Source organism: Sphingobium baderi (assembly GCF_001456115.1).
Classification (GTDB): domain Bacteria; phylum Pseudomonadota; class Alphaproteobacteria; order Sphingomonadales; family Sphingomonadaceae; genus Sphingobium; species Sphingobium baderi_A.
In genome coordinates, this window is the sequence record NZ_CP013264.1 from 3332504 (window position 1) to 3348557 (window position 16054).

The following is a 16054-nucleotide window of genomic DNA, read 5'->3' on the forward strand; positions in this document are numbered from 1 at the left end:
TTCGAGCGAGTCGAAAAACCGCTGCGATCTCCTATCCCAACTTCGCTCGACACGGACAGGCGTTGGGGCATAATCGACCGATGGTTTTCTGGACCTACATGCTGAAATATTTGGATGGCCGTTATTATACCGGCCATACCGACGCCCTTGAACATCGCATCGGGCAGCATCAATGCGGTCAGGGCAGTGCGCTCACGCGCCCCCCCCTGCCCGTGCAACTCGTCTGGAGCGAAAACTTCTCCGCCCGGATCGAAGCATTGGAGGCCGGACGAATCATCGAAGGCTGGTCGCGCGCCAAGAAAGAGGCGTTGATCGCGGGCAACTGGTCCCTGGTTTCGTTTTTTGCCAAACTACCGCGCGAGCGTTTAGCTTCGCAGAACTCGCATTCGACTCGTTTCTCGACTTCGCTCGAAACGAACGGCGATATGCCAGCATGAGCCTCACCCCCGCCTTCCTTGACGAACTGCGCGCACGCACATCGCTGTCGGCACTGATCGGCCGCACGGTGAAGATCCAGAAGGCAGGTCGCGAATATAAGGCCTGCTGTCCCTTCCATAATGAAAAGACGCCCAGCTTCACGATCAACGATGAAAAGGGCTTCTATCACTGCTTCGGTTGCGGCGCGCATGGCGATGCGATCCGCTGGATGACGGACCAGCGCGGCCTGCCCTTTATGGAGGCGGTGAAGGAACTCGCCCAAACCGCTGGCATGGAAGTTCCTGCACCTGATCCCCGCGCCGCCCAGCGCGCCGAACAGGCAAAGGGGCTGCACGACGTCATGGCGGCGGCACAGAGCTTTTTCGAGGATCAATTGGGCGGCATCGACGGCGCAGAAGCCCGCGCCTATCTCCAGCGCCGCGGCATATCGGACGCCACGCGCCGCACTTTCGGTTTCGGCTATTCCCCGGACTCGCGCGGCAAGCTCAAAGTGGCCTTGCGCGATTTCGGCGATCCGATGCTGATTGAGGCAGGGCTGCTGATCGACCCTGACGGCGCCGAGCCGGAAGACAGCCAAGCCAGGAAACGCGACAGCTATGACCGTTTCCGCGGCCGCCTGATGCTCCCTATTCGTGACATTCGCGGCCGGGTGATTGCTTTTGGAGGCCGCATCATCGGCCAGGGCGAGCCCAAATATCTGAACTCCCCGGACACCCCCCTCTTCGACAAGGGCCGCACACTCTACAATATCGACCGCGCCTCCCCCGCCAGTCGCCAGTCGGGCCGCATCATCGTGGTAGAAGGCTATATGGATGTGATCGCGCTGGCGCAGGCCGGTTTCGCCGAAGCCGTCGCTCCGCTCGGCACCGCGCTGACCGAACATCAGATCGAGCGGCTATGGAAAATGGCGGACGTCCCCATCCTCTGCTTCGACGGCGATTCGGCAGGACAGAAGGCTGTGATCCGCGCCGCGACTCGGGCCCTGCCCCTGCTCCGCCCGGGCATGAGTCTAGCTTTCGCGACTCTTCCGGGCGGCCAGGACCCCGACGACCTCATCCGTGCCCAGGGCACCACCGCCATGGAAAGCGTGCTGGCAAGCGCCGAACCCTTGGTCGAACGCCTCTGGAAGCATGAGCAGGGCGTCGCGCCACTCGATACGCCCGAACAGCGGGCCGCGCTCAAACAGCGCCTGTCGGCCATTACGGACGCCATCGCGCATTCCGACGTGCGCGCTCATTATGTGCAGGCATTCCGCGAGCGTTACGACGCCCTGTTCTTCGCCCGCCGCCAGAGCGGCTTCACCCCCGGCCCCCGCCACAATCCGCGCGGCGCGAGCGGCGGCTGGCAACGCGACCGGCGCGGCAACTGGAAGCCGCCGCTTCCGCCCGCCGGGACCGAAGCCCGCGCCATCGGCGAAAGCGGCATGGAACAGCGTCTTTTGCGCGCGATTCTTGCCAGCCTGCTGCGTCATCCCGAACAGATCGCGCTCCACCGCGAAACACTTTCGGGACTACAGATCGCCGACTCCGCGCTCGCCCAATTGCTTGACGCGATGATTGCCGCATCATTCCGCAAAGAAACAGTTGAAAGACAGGGCCTCCTTACCATATTGGGGCAAGGTGAAGTGTATAATATGGCGAAGGGGATGCTCCGGGCCGACACGTTCACATTCACCCCCCACAGGATCACAGCCGACCCTGATCGCGTGGCGCGCGATCTGGATGAAGCTGTTCGGGTGATGGCGCAGGGACCGGAGTTGGAGGCAGCACTGGCGCAAGCCACGCGGCGATTTGAGAGCGAGGTCAGCGAAGAAAATTTCGCTGAGCAGCAGCGCATGAGGGCGCTGAAGGCGGATCACGATCGACGCTTGGCGGAACTGGCGCAGTCTGAAGACATTATCTGATTGAATAATCGCTCTTTTCGGAGCGGTGAAGTTTAAGGCGAATAAATGGCGACCAAAGCGAACGGCAAGGCTTCAGGTGAGGATACGGATACCGGCGACGCGCCGCTGCTCGATCTGAACGAGGCATCGGTCAAGAAGCTGATCGCCCGCGCGAAGAAGCGCGGCTATATCACCTATGACGAGTTGAACGACGCCCTGCCGCAGGACCAGATGTCCTCCGAGCAGATCGAGGACATCATGTCCGCGCTCAACGAAATGGGCGTCAACATCGTCGAGAATGAAGAAGCCAGCGAAGACGGCGACGATCAGCGCGACGATAATGACGACGACACGAACGAGGATAGCGCCGAGGATGATGGCGGCCCCAAGCTCGTTACTGAGAAAAAGAAGGAAACCGTCGATCGCACCGACGATCCGGTCCGCATGTATCTGCGCGAAATGGGCGCGGTGGAACTGCTCAGCCGCGAAGGCGAGATCGCCATCGCCAAGCGGATCGAGGCCGGCCGCGACACGATGATCCTGGGCCTGTGCGAAAGCCCCACGACCTTCAACGCAATCATCGAATGGTCGACCGCCCTCAACAATGGCGAAATGCAGCTTCGCGAGATCCTCGACCTCGACGCCATGCTATCCAAAGACCCAGCTCCGGAAAATCTGGAGGAAGGGGCCGAGGACGATGACGGCGAAATCAGCGAAAAGACCGCCGGTCCCAGCTTCAAGGAAGAAGAAGAGCCGGAGGAGGAATCCGCCGACGCCGATGAGGATGAGGACGGCCTGACCGAACGCCGCACCCGCCGGGTGGAAGAGGAAGAGGAAGAAGACAACACCCTCTCCCTCGCCCAGATGGAAGAGACGCTCAAGCCGATGGCGCTGGAGAAGTTCGCAACCATCACGGAAATTTTCCGCACCTTCTCCAACGCGCAGGCAGCGCGCATGGCCGCCATGGCCAATGGCGAGAACCTCAGTCAGAAGGCCGAGGACAGCTATCAGGAATTGCGCGAGCAACTGACCGCCGAGGTCGAAAGCGTCCAGTTCCACCAGCAGAAGATCGAATATCTCGTCGATCAGCTTTATGCCTATAACCGGCGTCTGACCGCGCTGGGCGGTCAGATGCTGCGTCTGGCCGAGCGACACAAGGTCAGCCGCAAGGATTTTCTCGACCGCTATGTGAACCATGAACTGGACGACGGCTGGCTCGACAAGGTCAGCGGCCTCGACAAGAAATGGTCTGCTTTCGCCGCCGCCGAAGCGCGCGCGGTCGACCGCATTCGCAACGAAGTGAGCGAAATCGCGCAGGCGACCGGCATGTCGCTCTCCGAATTCCGCCGCATCGTGAATATGGTGCAGAAGGGCGAACGCGAAGCGCGCATCGCGAAGAAGGAAATGGTGGAGGCGAACCTGCGTCTCGTCATTTCCATTGCTAAAAAATATACGAACCGCGGCCTGCAATTCCTTGATCTTATTCAGGAAGGCAATATCGGCCTGATGAAGGCGGTCGATAAGTTCGAATATCGTCGCGGCTATAAATTCAGCACCTATGCGACCTGGTGGATCAGGCAGGCGATCACGCGCTCCATCGCGGATCAGGCCCGCACCATCCGCATCCCGGTCCACATGATCGAAACGATCAACAAGCTGGTCCGCACCTCCCGCCAGTTCCTGCACGAACAGGGCCGCGAACCGACGCCCGAAGAAATGGCCGAACGCCTCTCCATGCCCTTGGAGAAGGTCCGCAAGGTCATGAAGATCGCGAAGGAGCCGATCTCCCTAGAAACGCCGATCGGCGACGAGGAGGATTCGCATCTGGGCGACTTCATCGAGGACAAGAACGCCATCATCCCGGTGGATGCCGCGATCCAGGCGAATCTCAAGGAAACGGTCACTCGCGTCCTTGCGTCCCTCACCCCCCGCGAAGAACGCGTGCTGCGTATGCGCTTCGGCATCGGCATGAACACCGATCACACGCTGGAGGAAGTGGGGCAGCAGTTCAGCGTGACCCGCGAACGCATCCGCCAGATCGAGGCGAAGGCGCTCCGCAAGCTCAAGCATCCTTCGCGCTCGCGCAAGATGCGGAGCTTCCTCGACCAATAGGACGGTTTCTGCGACGAAATAAGGGAAAAGGCGGCAAAAGGGGCCGCCTTTTTTTATGCCGTAAACTCCTCGTTTACCGCCCTGCGATACGCTCTCCCCTTAGCCTTAAATGCATGGGCACAGGGGTTTTCTTGTGATGAACGACGCAGCGCAACGCTATCAGTTTGGAGACATAGCGCAGGTTCTGGAGGCGCTGGTCGCGGCCGATGGCACGGGCGCGCATCCCTATGCCCATCAGGCGGCGGGTGGCCAGGACGTGCGCGACGCGCTGCTGTCCCTGTCCGACCTTGCCGACGCAGCCTATTATCTCTGCCTGCTTCATGGCCGTCATCCCGGCGTCATCGACCATGCCGCCACCCGTTCCGCCGACAACGCCGCGCGCGAATGGCTGATCCAGGCTGCCGACGGCTTCGCCCGCGAACGCGCCTATCTGACGCAAGTGACAGTGGCTGTCGGCCCTGCCCCCAGCACGACCGGACAGGCGAATTGCGAAACCACCGTCAGCCAGCAACGCCACGCCCTCGATATGCTGGCCCAATCCGACCGACGCGGCTGTGCGATGGGCGCGGCCATGGCGCTGGCGCTCGACTGGCGCGCCGTACGCCGCGTGCTGGACAAAGCCGCGATCCGGATGGGCCTGGAGCCGGTGCGTTCCACCCTTCCCGACCGGGCCGCGACCTTGGATGTCGCCCGCGCCATCGGCGGGGACGACGCCATCGACCGCGCCATCCAGTTCGGCGCGCGCCAGCTTCTCAGCCAGCATCGGGGCCTCTGGGACTTGCTGGCCGCCCGCGCCCAGGTCCGCGCTCGTTCCTGATCGCGCAAGTTCCGCCGCGCCGCACAAACGCATTGCGCCCTCTCTTCGCTTTGCCTAGTTCCTGTCGGACAATTGGAAAGCGAAGAGCGGAACGAACATGCGATTTGAAGGCACGCAGGATTATGTCGCAACCGATGACCTGAAGGTCGCGGTCAACGCCGCCGTGCTGCTGCGCCGCCCCTTGCTCGTGAAGGGAGAGCCGGGCACCGGCAAGACCGTGCTGGCGCAGGAAATCGCCAAGGCGCTGGACGCCCCACTCATCGAATGGAACGTCAAGTCCACGACCAAGGCGCATCAGGGCCTTTACGAATATGACGCGGTCGCCCGCCTGCGCGACGGTCAACTCGGCGACCCGCGCGTCCACGAAATCTCCAACTACATCCGCAAGGGCAAGCTGTGGGAAGCCTTCACTGCGCCCAAGCTCCCCGTCCTCCTGATCGACGAGATCGACAAGGCCGATATAGAGTTCCCCAACGACCTGTTGCAGGAACTCGACCGCATGGCTTTCCACGTCTACGAAACCGGCGAAACGATCGCCGCGCAGGAGCGCCCCGTCGTCGTCATCACGTCCAATAATGAGAAGGAACTGCCCGACGCCTTCCTGCGCCGCTGCTTCTTCCATTATATCAAGTTCCCGGACCGCGAGACGATGCAGGCCATTGTCGACGTCCACTTTCCCAGCATCCAGAAAATCCTTGTCAGCAAGGCGATGGACATTTTCTACGAGATCCGCGATGTGCCCGGCCTCAAGAAAAAGCCCTCGACCAGCGAACTGCTCGACTGGCTGAAACTGCTCCTCAATGAGGACATGCCGCTCGACGTGCTTCAGAACAGCGACCCGACCAAGGCGATCCCACCACTCCACGGCGCGCTGCTGAAGAATGAGCAGGACATCATGATGTTCGAACGCCTCGCCTTCATGGCGCGGCGGCAGGGGCGGTAAGGACAGCCAACCTCCGAACGTTTTCGAGCGAAGTCGAGAAACGATATGGATACGCTATCCGTTTCTCGACCTTGGCCTGTCCTGAGCGCCTGAATTAGCAGGTAGTCGAAGGACTCGAAACGAACGGACTTTAACCATGCCTTATCAAGCCGGATGCCTCTGCGGTCAGGTCCGCATCATGATCGACGCCGAACCCATGGCCGCCCGCCAATGCTGGTGCCGCCTGTGCCAGTATCTGGGCGGCGGATCGGCGACCGTGAACGTCTGCTTCCCCGCCGACAAGGTGACGACGACCGGCGAAGTGCGCTGGCATGAAAGCGTCGCGGACAGCGGCAACCGGATGCGGCGCGGCTTCTGTCCGGCCTGCGGCACACCTCTCTTCAGCCTTGCCGAATCGCGTCCGCACCTGACCTTCATCCGCGCGGGCGCGCTCGACGATCCGAACCTCAAAGCGCCCGAAGCCATCATCTGGACCCAGGCCGCACCGCATTGGGCGCATTTCGACCCGGATCTGCCCCATTATCCGGCACAGATTCCGCCTGACAACGCCCCTTGCGGAGCGCCTGCAAGCCCGCCATCCTGATTTCCTGTCATTCAAGGCCGCGTCAAGACGGCCTGGATCAGGAGAAGGATGTCAATGCCTCTGCGCGCCTTGCCCCTCGTTTCAGCCCTGCTGGCGCTCGCCATGCCCGCCTTCGGACATGCGGCGGAGGAAGCCGAAGCCTGGACGCCCACCGAAACGACGCTGCGCGCCAATGCAGCGGGCATAATCCTCCCGCAAACCGTGGCGGGCCTCTCGCTTTCCAGGAGCGGCGAAGTATCGAATGGCGGCAAGGGCATCGACAATTACGCCCAATATCTCTCCCAAGACGGCGCGGTCCAGGCGACGCTTTACGTCTACCTGCCGAGCTATGCCGACGCCGCGCTCGCCGCCTATATGACCGACAAGGCCGTGATGGAACGTTTCGGCGCCAAGACCCGCCGCACCAGCTATGCCAGCGCGGCGACGGGCGGCCATGCCGGCACCGCCATACGCGCCGTCTATGACGATGCCGCCGATGGCGCGCTGACCACGGCGGCGGCGTTCGTCCATGCGGGCCGCTGGATCGTGAAGATGCGCGTCACCGGCCCCGCCGAGCGCCGCAAGGATGTGCTTGCGGGCCTCGACGGAATGATCGCCAACCTCGCCTTTGACGATCCCGGCGCACTCCACGCCGTCATCCCGGCAAAGATCGCGACCTGTCCTGCCGCCTACAATCGCGACGCCCGCCTCAGCGGCGCGGCTCCCTCCGGCACAGAAAAGGGGGAGATTGCCCTCCCCCGCGATGGCCGAGGTAGCCTTTGCCTGCGCGGCACGGTCGAAACCTCCGATGGGCGCTATGAAATGCTGCAACAGACGGGCATGGAGGGCAGCGCGATCATCGTGCCGATAGACGATACCGGCAGCCTGCTCGCCTTCGAACCGGCACGGGGCAGATCGGGCTATCAGCTTTCCATGCATTCGCTGGGCCAGACCGAACTCTATGGCGTTTATGACCGCATACCCAGCCCTCGTCAGATCGCCGCGATCATCGACGGCAAAGACCCGCAAACCGCGCAGGCCGAAGCGACCACCGCCTATGCCGCCAATGGCGAAGTCACTGTCAGCGTGACGCGCAAGAGCCTGCGATAATCTCTGTCCCTATTGCTTTGGCCTCCGTTAAGCCCGCCGCATGACCATCCCAACGGGCGCCACCCGCTTCGCGCGCATTCGCGCCCATCTCGAATCCATACGCATCGCCGCAGGCCCGCGCGCTTGGGCTTATGAATTCCTGCTTTTCGGCTTCAAGCAGGGTTGGGCCTGCCTGTTCGGCGGCCTCATGCTGGCGCTATTGCTCGGCACGCATCTCTTTTACCCCGCCCACGCCCCGCTGCACCGCTACGACTTCCTGACCCTCGCGGCGCTCGCCATTCAGGTCGCGATGCTGGCCTTGCGCCTCGAAACCGCGCGGGAAGCGCTGGTCATCTGCGCTTTCCACGTCATCGGCACGATCATGGAACTGTTCAAGACGAGCGCCGGCTCATGGATCTATCCAGAACATAGCATCCTTCATATCGGGACCGTGCCGCTCTTTTCCGGTTTCATGTATGCGGCGGTGGGCAGCTATATCGCCCGCATCTGGCGCATCTTCGACTTTTCCTTCAGCCACTATCCGCCCATCTGGACCACGGTGTTGCTGGCCGCCGCGATCTACATCAATTTCTTCGCCCATCATTGGTTGCCCGATGTCCGGCTGGCGCTCTTCGCCGCCGCCATCCTCCTCTTCGCCCGCACGACCATCTGGTTCACGCCATGGCGCGAAGCACGCAGGATGCCGCTTCTGCTCGGTTTTCTTCTCGTCGCCCTGTTCATCTGGTTCGCGGAGAATATCGGCACCTTCGCCAATGCCTGGGCCTATCCCGACCAGCGGCACGGCTGGCATATGGTGAGCCTCGCCAAGCTCGGCTCCTGGTATCTGCTGATGATCATTTCCTTCGTGCTCATCTCCCTGATCCACGGTATCCGCCGCCGCGATCAGATGAGGTAGCCGACCTCATACAGACCCCAGCGCCGACCGTGGAAGACCAGCGGCACGAACACGCTTCGCAATGCGCGATAGCGCCCTTCACCCAGATCCTGTCGGTAGGTGAAGAGAAAAAAGTCATCTTCCCCATCCAGCGCCCGCCGGGTCTGGCTGTCCATGAATATCTGGCGGTTGCGCGCATGTTCCACGTTCCACGCGCTTTCCCTCGCCCTCTGCGGCTGGCTGCGCGCGCTGATATGGGTGGGTAGATAGCCGTTCATGTCGATCAGGCAGCACCCCACAATAGCCGCATCCTCATCCGTGCGCCGATCCAGCACCGGCCGGATCGCGCGATCGGCAAAGGCGGTGAAGCCATTTTCATATTGGGCCGGCTCCGTCCCCGCGATCCCGCGATAGTCCTTGTCGAACAACGCCTCCACCGTCAGTTCACCCCTGGCTAGCGCGTTCCCGATCAGGCGCGCCACTTCCTCCGCCCCCTCCTCGGCCAGCGCGATATAGCGGCTGTTGCGCGTCCGCCCGCCCGCATGGGCCGCACGGTTCAGCATATCGTTCGCCATGCCCTCCAGCCCTTCGAGTTGCTGGCGGACGGCATCCACCTGTCCCGCGCTTTCGCCCGATGTCCGACTGAACAGGTCAAGCCCCTGCCGCAACGCCATCACATCGCCGTCCGCCGCATCGGTACAGGCCACGATGGTGGCGGACCGATCCCCGAACTGCGTCACCAGCGCGGCAATATCCGCCATCGTCGCATGAAGCGTATCGATATGCCCACCCACGCCCCGCCCCCGCGCAATATTGGCCGTCACGCCGTCGATCAGTTGCCGCGCGTCCCGGTCCAACTGACCCAGCCGCTCGCCCGCCGATGCCGCCGACTCACCGGCCTGCGCCGCCAGCCGCCGGATTTCTTCCGCCACCACGGCAAAGCCCTGCGTCGCCTCGCCTCCGCGCGCCGCCTCGATAGCGGCATTGATGCCCAGCATCCGCGTCTGCTGCGCGATGGCGCCCAGATGATCGGAAATGCCGCCCACTGCCTCGATCACGTTCAGGAAGCGCCGCAGATGTTCCTCCAGCCCCGTCACCTGCGCGACCAGTTCGGCCACCTGCCCCAATGACAGGGACACCACCTCATGCCCGTCCGCGATCATCCGTCCGGCGCGGGCCGCCGTCAGCTTGAGTTCCTGCGCCGCCAGCACGCTTTCCTGCTGGCTGTCCCCCAGCCTGCCCATATTGGCCTGCAATTCGGTCAGCCGCGCCAGATTGCCTTGAATCCGTCCGTTCAGCACGCCCAGAAATCCGGCCGTTTCGCTGCACTGCAACGCAATGTCGCCCGACCGCTCGCCCAGATCGGCCAATAAATCCTGATTTTCCAAGGAGCCTCCAACAGCCATCCTGCGGAATGGATAGTGATGCATTGACCATGCAATGCAACAATTAACATTATACTGTATTCAACAGCCTGCTTGCATCCCCGCCCGCTCTGTCCGAAAAGCGCCACCATGCTGCTCAACTTCCTCGACGCGCTACGCGCCGCCGGCATTCCTGCCAGCATCAAGGAGCATCTGTTGCTTCTGGAGGCGCTGGACCGCGACGTCATCGAACGCCGCCCCGAAGATTTCTATTATCTCGCCCGCGCGACCTATGTGAAGGACGAGGGGCTGATCGACCGTTTCGATCAGGTCTTTTCCCAGGTGTTCAAGGGCGTGCTGAACACGGAGGGCGTCGAAGCGGAAATTCCGGAGGAATGGTTGCGTCTCGTCGCGGAAAAGTTCCTGACGCCGGAGGAAATGGAAAAGATCAAGTCGCTGGGCGACTGGGACGAGATCATGGAGACCCTGAAAAAGCGGCTCGAAGAACAGCAGGCCCGCCATCAGGGCGGCAACAAGTGGATCGGCACCGGCGGCACGTCCCCCTTCGGCCATGGCGGCTATAATCCCGAAGGCGTCCGCATCGGCGGCGAAAGCCGCCACAAGCGCGCCATCAAGGTCTGGGAAAAGCGCGAGTTCCAGAATCTCGACAACAGCCGGGAACTGGGCACCCGCAATATCAAGGTGGCGCTGCGCCGCCTGCGCCGTTTCGCCCGCGAAGGCGCGGCGGATGAGCTGGACCTGGACGAAACCATCCGCGGCACGGCGCGTCAGGGCTGGCTCGACATCCGGATGCGCCCCGAACGCCACAATGCGGTGAAGCTGCTGCTGTTCCTCGACATAGGCGGGTCGATGGACCCCTATATCAAGCTGTGCGAGGAGCTTTTCTCCGCCGCGACTGGCGAATTCAAGAACATGGAATTCTTCTATTTCCACAACTGCCTCTACGAAGCGGTATGGAAGAACAATCACCGTCGTTTTTCAGAGCGCACGTCGACCTGGGACATTCTCCACAAATATGGCCATGACTATAAGGTGATCTTCGTCGGCGACGCGGCGATGAGCCCTTATGAGATCACGCATCCGGGCGGATCGGTCGAACATATGAACCCGGAAGCAGGCGCGGTCTGGATGCAGCGCGTCGCCCACACCTATCCCGCCGCCGTCTGGCTCAATCCCATGCATCGCGACCATTGGGACTATAATCAATCGACAAAGATCATACGCCAGTTGATGAACGACCGCATGTATCCCCTGACGATCGAGGGGATCGACGAAGCGATGCGCGAACTCACCCGCAAGCGGTAGGGTCGGCGCATGGCCTTGCGCCGTTCGGGCCTGATTATTTTGTTTACAAACAGCCTCCGCCTGGCAGCCGCTTACGGCCAGTTGCTGTCATTTAATGTCCGTCATCCCAGCATTGGCTTACGCCGCCCTTCGGGTCGGAGATGACGGATAAGTGGCGGGAATCCACCCATAATCGTCATCGGAAAAGTCCACGCAAATGCCGGGCAATCCTCTCTTCAAGCCGGGCGGAACAACCTTCCGCCGGTCATCGGCTCCGGCGCTCCGGTGGTGCCGGGAAAACTGATCGCCAGCCCCTTGACCGACCGCACCGCCATATAGGCGAAGCCCTGCGCCTCCAGCGCGTCGCCGTCCCAGCCCAGCTCGTCCACGGGCCGCACCTCCGCGCCGGTCCGCTGCGCCAGCATCGCCATCAGCGTGGCGTTATGCCGCCCGCCGCCCGCCACATAGATGCGCTCCGGCCGCGCGCCGAGATGCTCCACGCCCCGCGCCACGGCGGCGGCGGAAAAAGCGGTCAAGGTCGCCGCGCCGTCCTCCAGTTCCAATCCGCGCACCGCCGCGATGGAAAAGGCTTCCCGGTCGATGCTCTTGGGCGGCGGCACGGCAAACCAGGGATCGGCCAGCATCTCCGCCAGTCGCGCTTCATCCACCCGTCCCTTTGCCGCCACGGCCCCACCCGCGTCATAGGCCGCCGCGCCATGGGTCTGCATCCAGTTGTCGATCAGCCCGCTTGCCATGCCGGTGTCGAAAGCGACCAGTTCCCCGTCCGGTCCGATCGCGGTGATATTGGCCACCCCGCCCAGATTGAGCACCGCCACCGGCTTTGCCAGTTCATGCGCCAGCGCCCGATGATAGATGGGCAGCAGCGGCGCGCCCTGCCCGCCCGCTTTCACATCCGCGCTCCGCAGGTCCGCGACCACATCGATGCCAAACGCCCCCGCCAGCGCCGCCCCATCTCCGATCTGCCAGGTCCAGCAACGCTCCGGCCGGTGTGCCACCGTATGCCCGTGAAAGCCGATGACGCCCACATCGCCGGCCTCATAGCCACTGCGTCCCAGCAGGTCGGCCACGGCCTCCACATGCAGTTCCGTCAATTCTTCCTCGACCGACCGGATCAACGGCTCGAAGCCCGGCGCGTCCATCGCCATCGCCCGCTGGCACGCCTCGGCCAGCCGCAGCCGGAAGCCCTCGCCATAGGGCATGGCGTGGAAAGCCAGCGGCTGCACCGCCCCTTCGCCGTCCGTCTCGATCAGCGCCGCGTCGATGCCGTCGCGCGATGTGCCCGACATCAATCCGATTGCAAGCATGCTACCCAAGCGCCCTTCCCCATGTTATGCGCGCCCGGATTTCCACAGACCGATCTTTTCCAGACCAGACAGGCCATGACGACCTATACATCCGATCTTCTCCGTCTGCTCGACACGCGCGGCTATATCCACCAGCTCACCGATGCGGAGGGGCTGGACGCCCTTGCCGCGAAATCGGTCGTCCCCGGCTATATCGGCTTCGATCCCACCGCGCCATCGCTGCATGTCGGCAGTCTCGTGCAGATCATGATGCTGCGCCGGATGCAGCAGGCCGGGCACAAGCCCATCGTGCTGATGGGCGGCGGCACCGGCAAGATCGGCGACCCGTCCCTGCGTGACGAGGCGCGTTCGCTCCTGACGGTTGAGCGGATTCAGGAAAATGTCGCCAGCATCAAGCGCGTGTTCGAACGCTTCCTGACCTTCGGCGACGGCCCCGGCGATGCGGTGATGGTTGACAATGCCGACTGGCTCGACCGCCTCGAATATATCCCCTTCCTGCGCGACATCGGCCAGCATTTCTCGGTCAACCGGATGCTGAGCTTCGATTCGGTGAAGCTGCGGCTGGACCGCGAGCAATCGCTCAGTTTCCTCGAATTCAATTACATGATCCTGCAAGCCTACGACTTCCTCGAACTGTCGCGCCGCGCCGAATGCCGCCTGCAAATGGGCGGATCGGACCAGTGGGGCAACATCGTCAACGGCATCGAACTCGCCCGCCGCGTCGACGGCACGCAGGTTTATGGCCTCACCTCCCCGCTCATCACTACGGCGGACGGCGGCAAGATGGGCAAAACCGCCAAGGGCGCGGTCTGGCTCAACGCCGATGCGCTGGCGCCCTATGATTACTGGCAGTTCTGGCGCAACACGCAGGACGCCGATGTGGGGCGTTTCACGCGCCTGTTCACCGACCTGCCGCTGGACGAGATCGCCCGCCTCGAAAAGCTCGAGGGCGCGGAGATCAACGAAGCGAAGAAGATACTGGCCGAGGCCGCGACCGCCCTCGCCCACGGCGCGGAGGCCGCCGCCGCCGCCGCCGAAACCGCACGCAAAACCTTCGAGGAAGGCGCGTCGGACGCTAATCTTCCGACCGTCAGCCTCGGCACAGAGGGCCTCACCATCGTTCAGGCGAACACCGCGCTCGGCTTCGCGGCCTCCAACAAGGAAGCCCGCCGCAAGCTGGACGAAGGTGCGATCCGCGTGAACGGCGAAGTGGTGAAAAACCCGCATCTGGCGCTCAAGGCCGGCGACAAGGTCAGCTTCGGCGCGAAGAAGCATGGGATGATTGTGGGCTGACGCAGGGACGGATTGCGGAACGGCGGCTTATTCAACGTACACCGTGCTCCCGCCTTCAGGAGCATGGCTTGCTTGACGGCAAAGTCTGACCGTTTCTGAACTGCCCGAATTACCTAATTCAACAACACCAGCGTGGTGCACACCGCCAGTCCCACGACGATGTTCAGCGGCACGCCGATCCGCACGAAATCGGCGAATCGATAATCGCCCGCCGCATGGACCAGCGCGTTGGTCTGATAGCCGATGGGCGTCGCGAAACAGGCCGACGCACCGATCATCAGCGCGATCACCAGCGGCAGCGGATCGACGCCCAGTTGCCGCGCCAGCGCGATCGTGATGGGCGTCATCAGCGCGGCGACCGCATTGTTGCTGAGCAGTTCGGACAGGATCAGCGCGAAGAAATAGATGACGAAGACCAGCGACCATGTGGGCGCGACCTGAAGCAGCGGAGTGACCCACCCGACCATCAGCGCGACACTGCCCGACTGTTCCAGCGCCATCCCCACCGCCAGCATTGCAAAGATCAGCACCAGCACATCGCCATCAATGGCGCTCCATGCCTCTTCCGCATCGATGCAGCGGGTGACGAGGATGACGCCCACCGCGAGGAAAGCGGCAAGGCCGATGCTGATGAAATTCAGCGCGGCGAAGGTCACGACGGCGGCCATGGATAGGATGGCGATCCACGCCTTGCTACGTCGGAAGGCGCGGGTGCGGCTGATGTCCACGCCCATCAGATGCGGATGGTCGCGCAGCGAACGCACCGCATCGTCGCTGCCGGCGATCAACAGGCGGTCCGCGCCGCGAATGCGCGCATCGGCCAGATCGGGACCGGGTAAATGCCGCGCGCGATGCATGCCGATGATGCGGACGCGCAGCGCGTGGAGGAAGGGTATGTCCCTCAGCCGGTCGCCGGTCGAAGGATGGCTAGGCGCGACCATCGCCTCGATCACCGTGCCTTCATGGGAGGAGGTTTCGGAATCCGCCGCGATTCCCAGTTCGAAGCGGCCCGATTCGCGCAGGGTCATGACCGCGGTGCCGTCCGCCCGGACGATCAGTCGGTCGCCGGCATGAAGCTCCTCCTCCATCAGGTCGCCGCGCCGGATCTCTCCCGCGCGTTTGAGGCCCAGCAGCACTACCGACCGGCCGAACAGGCTGAGCGAGCCGATTTCTCGGCCCACAAGATCGCTGTCATGCGGGACCACCAGTTCAGTGAGGTAATCCTGCACCGTTCCGCCATTCTCGCCGCCGATGGACGGTTCGTCGCTCGGCAGCAGGAAGGACAGGCAGGCAAGCGTCGCGATGCCCGCCACCGTGCCCGCTATGCCATAAGGGGAGATGGTGAAGATGCCGATCGGCTCCATCCCCTGCTCCGCCGCGATGCCCGCGACGATGAGATTGGTGGAGGTGCCGATCAGCGTGATGCAACCGCCCATTACCGCGACGGCGTTCATCGGGATCAGCAGCTTCTTGACCGGGATGTTGGTCGCCTGCGCCAGCTTGAAGGCGATGGGGATCAGCAGCACGACCACCGGCGTGTTGTTGAGGAAGCAGGAGATGATGACGATGCCCACCGTCACTTCGGCAAGGGCAAGGCGCGGATGCTGCTGCGCGCGGGTCATGATGAGGTCGGCGACGCGGTTGACCGTGCCGGTGCGGATGAGCGCGCCCGACAGCACCAGCATCGCCGCGACGGTCAGCGGCGCGGGATTGGCGAAAACGGAAAAGAGGCCCTTTTCGTCGATCAGCCCCAAGGCCGCATAGGCGCAGGCGCCAAGCGCCGCGACAACGCTGGCCGGATAGCGTTCGCGCAGGAAGGCAACGAACATGCATGCAAGGAGGATCAGACCGATCTCCGCGCGATAGGCGCCCAACAGCGCCGTTACCATATGCATATGCCGGTCGATCCCCCTGCTCGCGTCGTCGCGTGGCCTTCGTCTTTACCTAGAGGAATCCAACGAAATGGGCCAGCCATGGTTGCATGGCTGGCCCGTGTTCGCGGCTTGAAGGGGACAGTTTGACCGCCATA

Annotated in this window: 13 protein-coding genes; 10 read left to right on the plus strand and 3 right to left on the minus strand. The window is 63.0% G+C overall.

What is annotated here, in order from left to right:
- The first annotated feature begins 80 nt into the window (after positions 1 to 80).
- From ATN00_RS16280 to ATN00_RS16315, 8 genes are all read left to right on the plus strand, one after another.
- On the plus strand, positions 81 to 437 hold the full coding sequence (locus ATN00_RS16280; protein WP_062066407.1) for a GIY-YIG nuclease family protein: 357 nt from the start codon (positions 81 to 83) through the stop codon (positions 435 to 437).
- A complete protein-coding gene (dnaG, locus tag ATN00_RS16285; protein WP_062066411.1) occupies positions 434 to 2341 on the plus strand; it encodes a DNA primase in 1908 nt (635 codons plus the stop codon). The genes ATN00_RS16280 and dnaG overlap by 4 nt, the downstream gene beginning before the upstream one ends.
- Before the next feature lie 45 nt (positions 2342 to 2386).
- Positions 2387 to 4432, plus strand: a complete 2046-nt coding sequence (gene rpoD, locus ATN00_RS16290; protein WP_062066414.1) for an RNA polymerase sigma factor RpoD — start codon at positions 2387 to 2389, stop codon at positions 4430 to 4432.
- Positions 4433 to 4568: 136 nt separating this feature from the next.
- A complete protein-coding gene (locus ATN00_RS16295; protein WP_062066417.1) occupies positions 4569 to 5249 on the plus strand; it encodes a DUF6975 family protein in 681 nt (226 codons plus the stop codon).
- Positions 5250 to 5346: 97 nt separating this feature from the next.
- Positions 5347 to 6192, plus strand: coding sequence for an AAA family ATPase (locus tag ATN00_RS16300; RefSeq protein WP_062066420.1), 846 nt, complete (start codon positions 5347 to 5349; stop codon positions 6190 to 6192).
- 136 nt (positions 6193 to 6328) lie between these two features.
- Complete coding sequence (locus ATN00_RS16305) at positions 6329 to 6775, plus strand: GFA family protein (RefSeq protein WP_062066423.1); 447 nt, start codon at positions 6329 to 6331, stop codon at positions 6773 to 6775.
- A 54-nt stretch (positions 6776 to 6829) separates the two neighbouring features.
- A complete protein-coding gene (locus ATN00_RS16310) occupies positions 6830 to 7864 on the plus strand; it encodes a hypothetical protein (RefSeq protein WP_062066426.1) in 1035 nt (344 codons plus the stop codon).
- A gap of 40 nt (positions 7865 to 7904) precedes the next feature.
- On the plus strand, positions 7905 to 8759 hold the full coding sequence (locus tag ATN00_RS16315; protein WP_062066429.1) for a DUF817 domain-containing protein: 855 nt from the start codon (positions 7905 to 7907) through the stop codon (positions 8757 to 8759).
- Here the strand turns inward: ATN00_RS16315 and ATN00_RS16320 are convergent.
- Entirely contained in the window at positions 8747 to 10126 is a 1380-nt protein-coding gene (locus ATN00_RS16320; protein WP_231746304.1) for a methyl-accepting chemotaxis protein, read from the minus strand. The two genes, ATN00_RS16315 and ATN00_RS16320, sit on opposite strands and share 13 nt — an antisense overlap.
- A 126-nt stretch (positions 10127 to 10252) precedes the next feature.
- On the opposite strand from ATN00_RS16320, the gene ATN00_RS16325 reads away from it, so the two are divergent.
- Entirely contained in the window at positions 10253 to 11428 is a 1176-nt protein-coding gene (locus tag ATN00_RS16325) for a vWA domain-containing protein (RefSeq protein WP_062066432.1), read from the plus strand.
- Between the two features lie 215 nt (positions 11429 to 11643).
- Here ATN00_RS16325 and ATN00_RS16330 read toward each other — a convergent pair whose 3' ends face one another.
- A complete protein-coding gene (locus tag ATN00_RS16330; RefSeq protein ID WP_062066434.1) occupies positions 11644 to 12732 on the minus strand; it encodes an anhydro-N-acetylmuramic acid kinase in 1089 nt (362 codons plus the stop codon).
- 75 nt (positions 12733 to 12807) lie between these two features.
- Between ATN00_RS16330 and tyrS the strand changes: the two genes are divergently transcribed.
- Positions 12808 to 14025 (plus strand): tyrosine--tRNA ligase, encoded by a 1218-nt coding sequence (gene tyrS / locus ATN00_RS16335; RefSeq protein ID WP_062068892.1) that lies wholly within the window; start codon positions 12808 to 12810, stop codon positions 14023 to 14025.
- Between the two features lie 113 nt (positions 14026 to 14138).
- Here the strand turns inward: tyrS and ATN00_RS16340 are convergent, their stop codons facing one another.
- Positions 14139 to 15920 (minus strand): SLC13 family permease, encoded by a 1782-nt coding sequence (locus ATN00_RS16340; protein WP_062066437.1) that lies wholly within the window; start codon positions 15918 to 15920, stop codon positions 14139 to 14141.
- Between the last annotated feature and the right edge of the window lie 134 nt (positions 15921 to 16054).

Coding starts and splice junctions, on each gene's coding strand:
- ATN00_RS16340 (WP_062066437.1), bottom strand. CDS start 15,920: ATGCATATGGTAACGGCGCTGTTGGGCGCCTATCGCGCGGAGATCGGT.
- rpoD (WP_062066414.1), top strand. CDS start 2,387: ATGGCGACCAAAGCGAACGGCAAGGCTTCAGGTGAGGATACGGATACC.
- ATN00_RS16280 (WP_062066407.1), top strand. CDS start 81: ATGGTTTTCTGGACCTACATGCTGAAATATTTGGATGGCCGTTATTAT.
- ATN00_RS16315 (WP_062066429.1), top strand. CDS start 7,905: ATGACCATCCCAACGGGCGCCACCCGCTTCGCGCGCATTCGCGCCCAT.
- ATN00_RS16295 (WP_062066417.1), top strand. CDS start 4,569: ATGAACGACGCAGCGCAACGCTATCAGTTTGGAGACATAGCGCAGGTT.
- ATN00_RS16325 (WP_062066432.1), top strand. CDS start 10,253: ATGCTGCTCAACTTCCTCGACGCGCTACGCGCCGCCGGCATTCCTGCC.
- ATN00_RS16330 (WP_062066434.1), bottom strand. CDS start 12,732: ATGCTTGCAATCGGATTGATGTCGGGCACATCGCGCGACGGCATCGAC.
- ATN00_RS16305 (WP_062066423.1), top strand. CDS start 6,329: ATGCCTTATCAAGCCGGATGCCTCTGCGGTCAGGTCCGCATCATGATC.
- ATN00_RS16300 (WP_062066420.1), top strand. CDS start 5,347: ATGCGATTTGAAGGCACGCAGGATTATGTCGCAACCGATGACCTGAAG.
- tyrS (WP_062068892.1), top strand. CDS start 12,808: ATGACGACCTATACATCCGATCTTCTCCGTCTGCTCGACACGCGCGGC.
- ATN00_RS16310 (WP_062066426.1), top strand. CDS start 6,830: ATGCCTCTGCGCGCCTTGCCCCTCGTTTCAGCCCTGCTGGCGCTCGCC.
- dnaG (WP_062066411.1), top strand. CDS start 434: ATGAGCCTCACCCCCGCCTTCCTTGACGAACTGCGCGCACGCACATCG.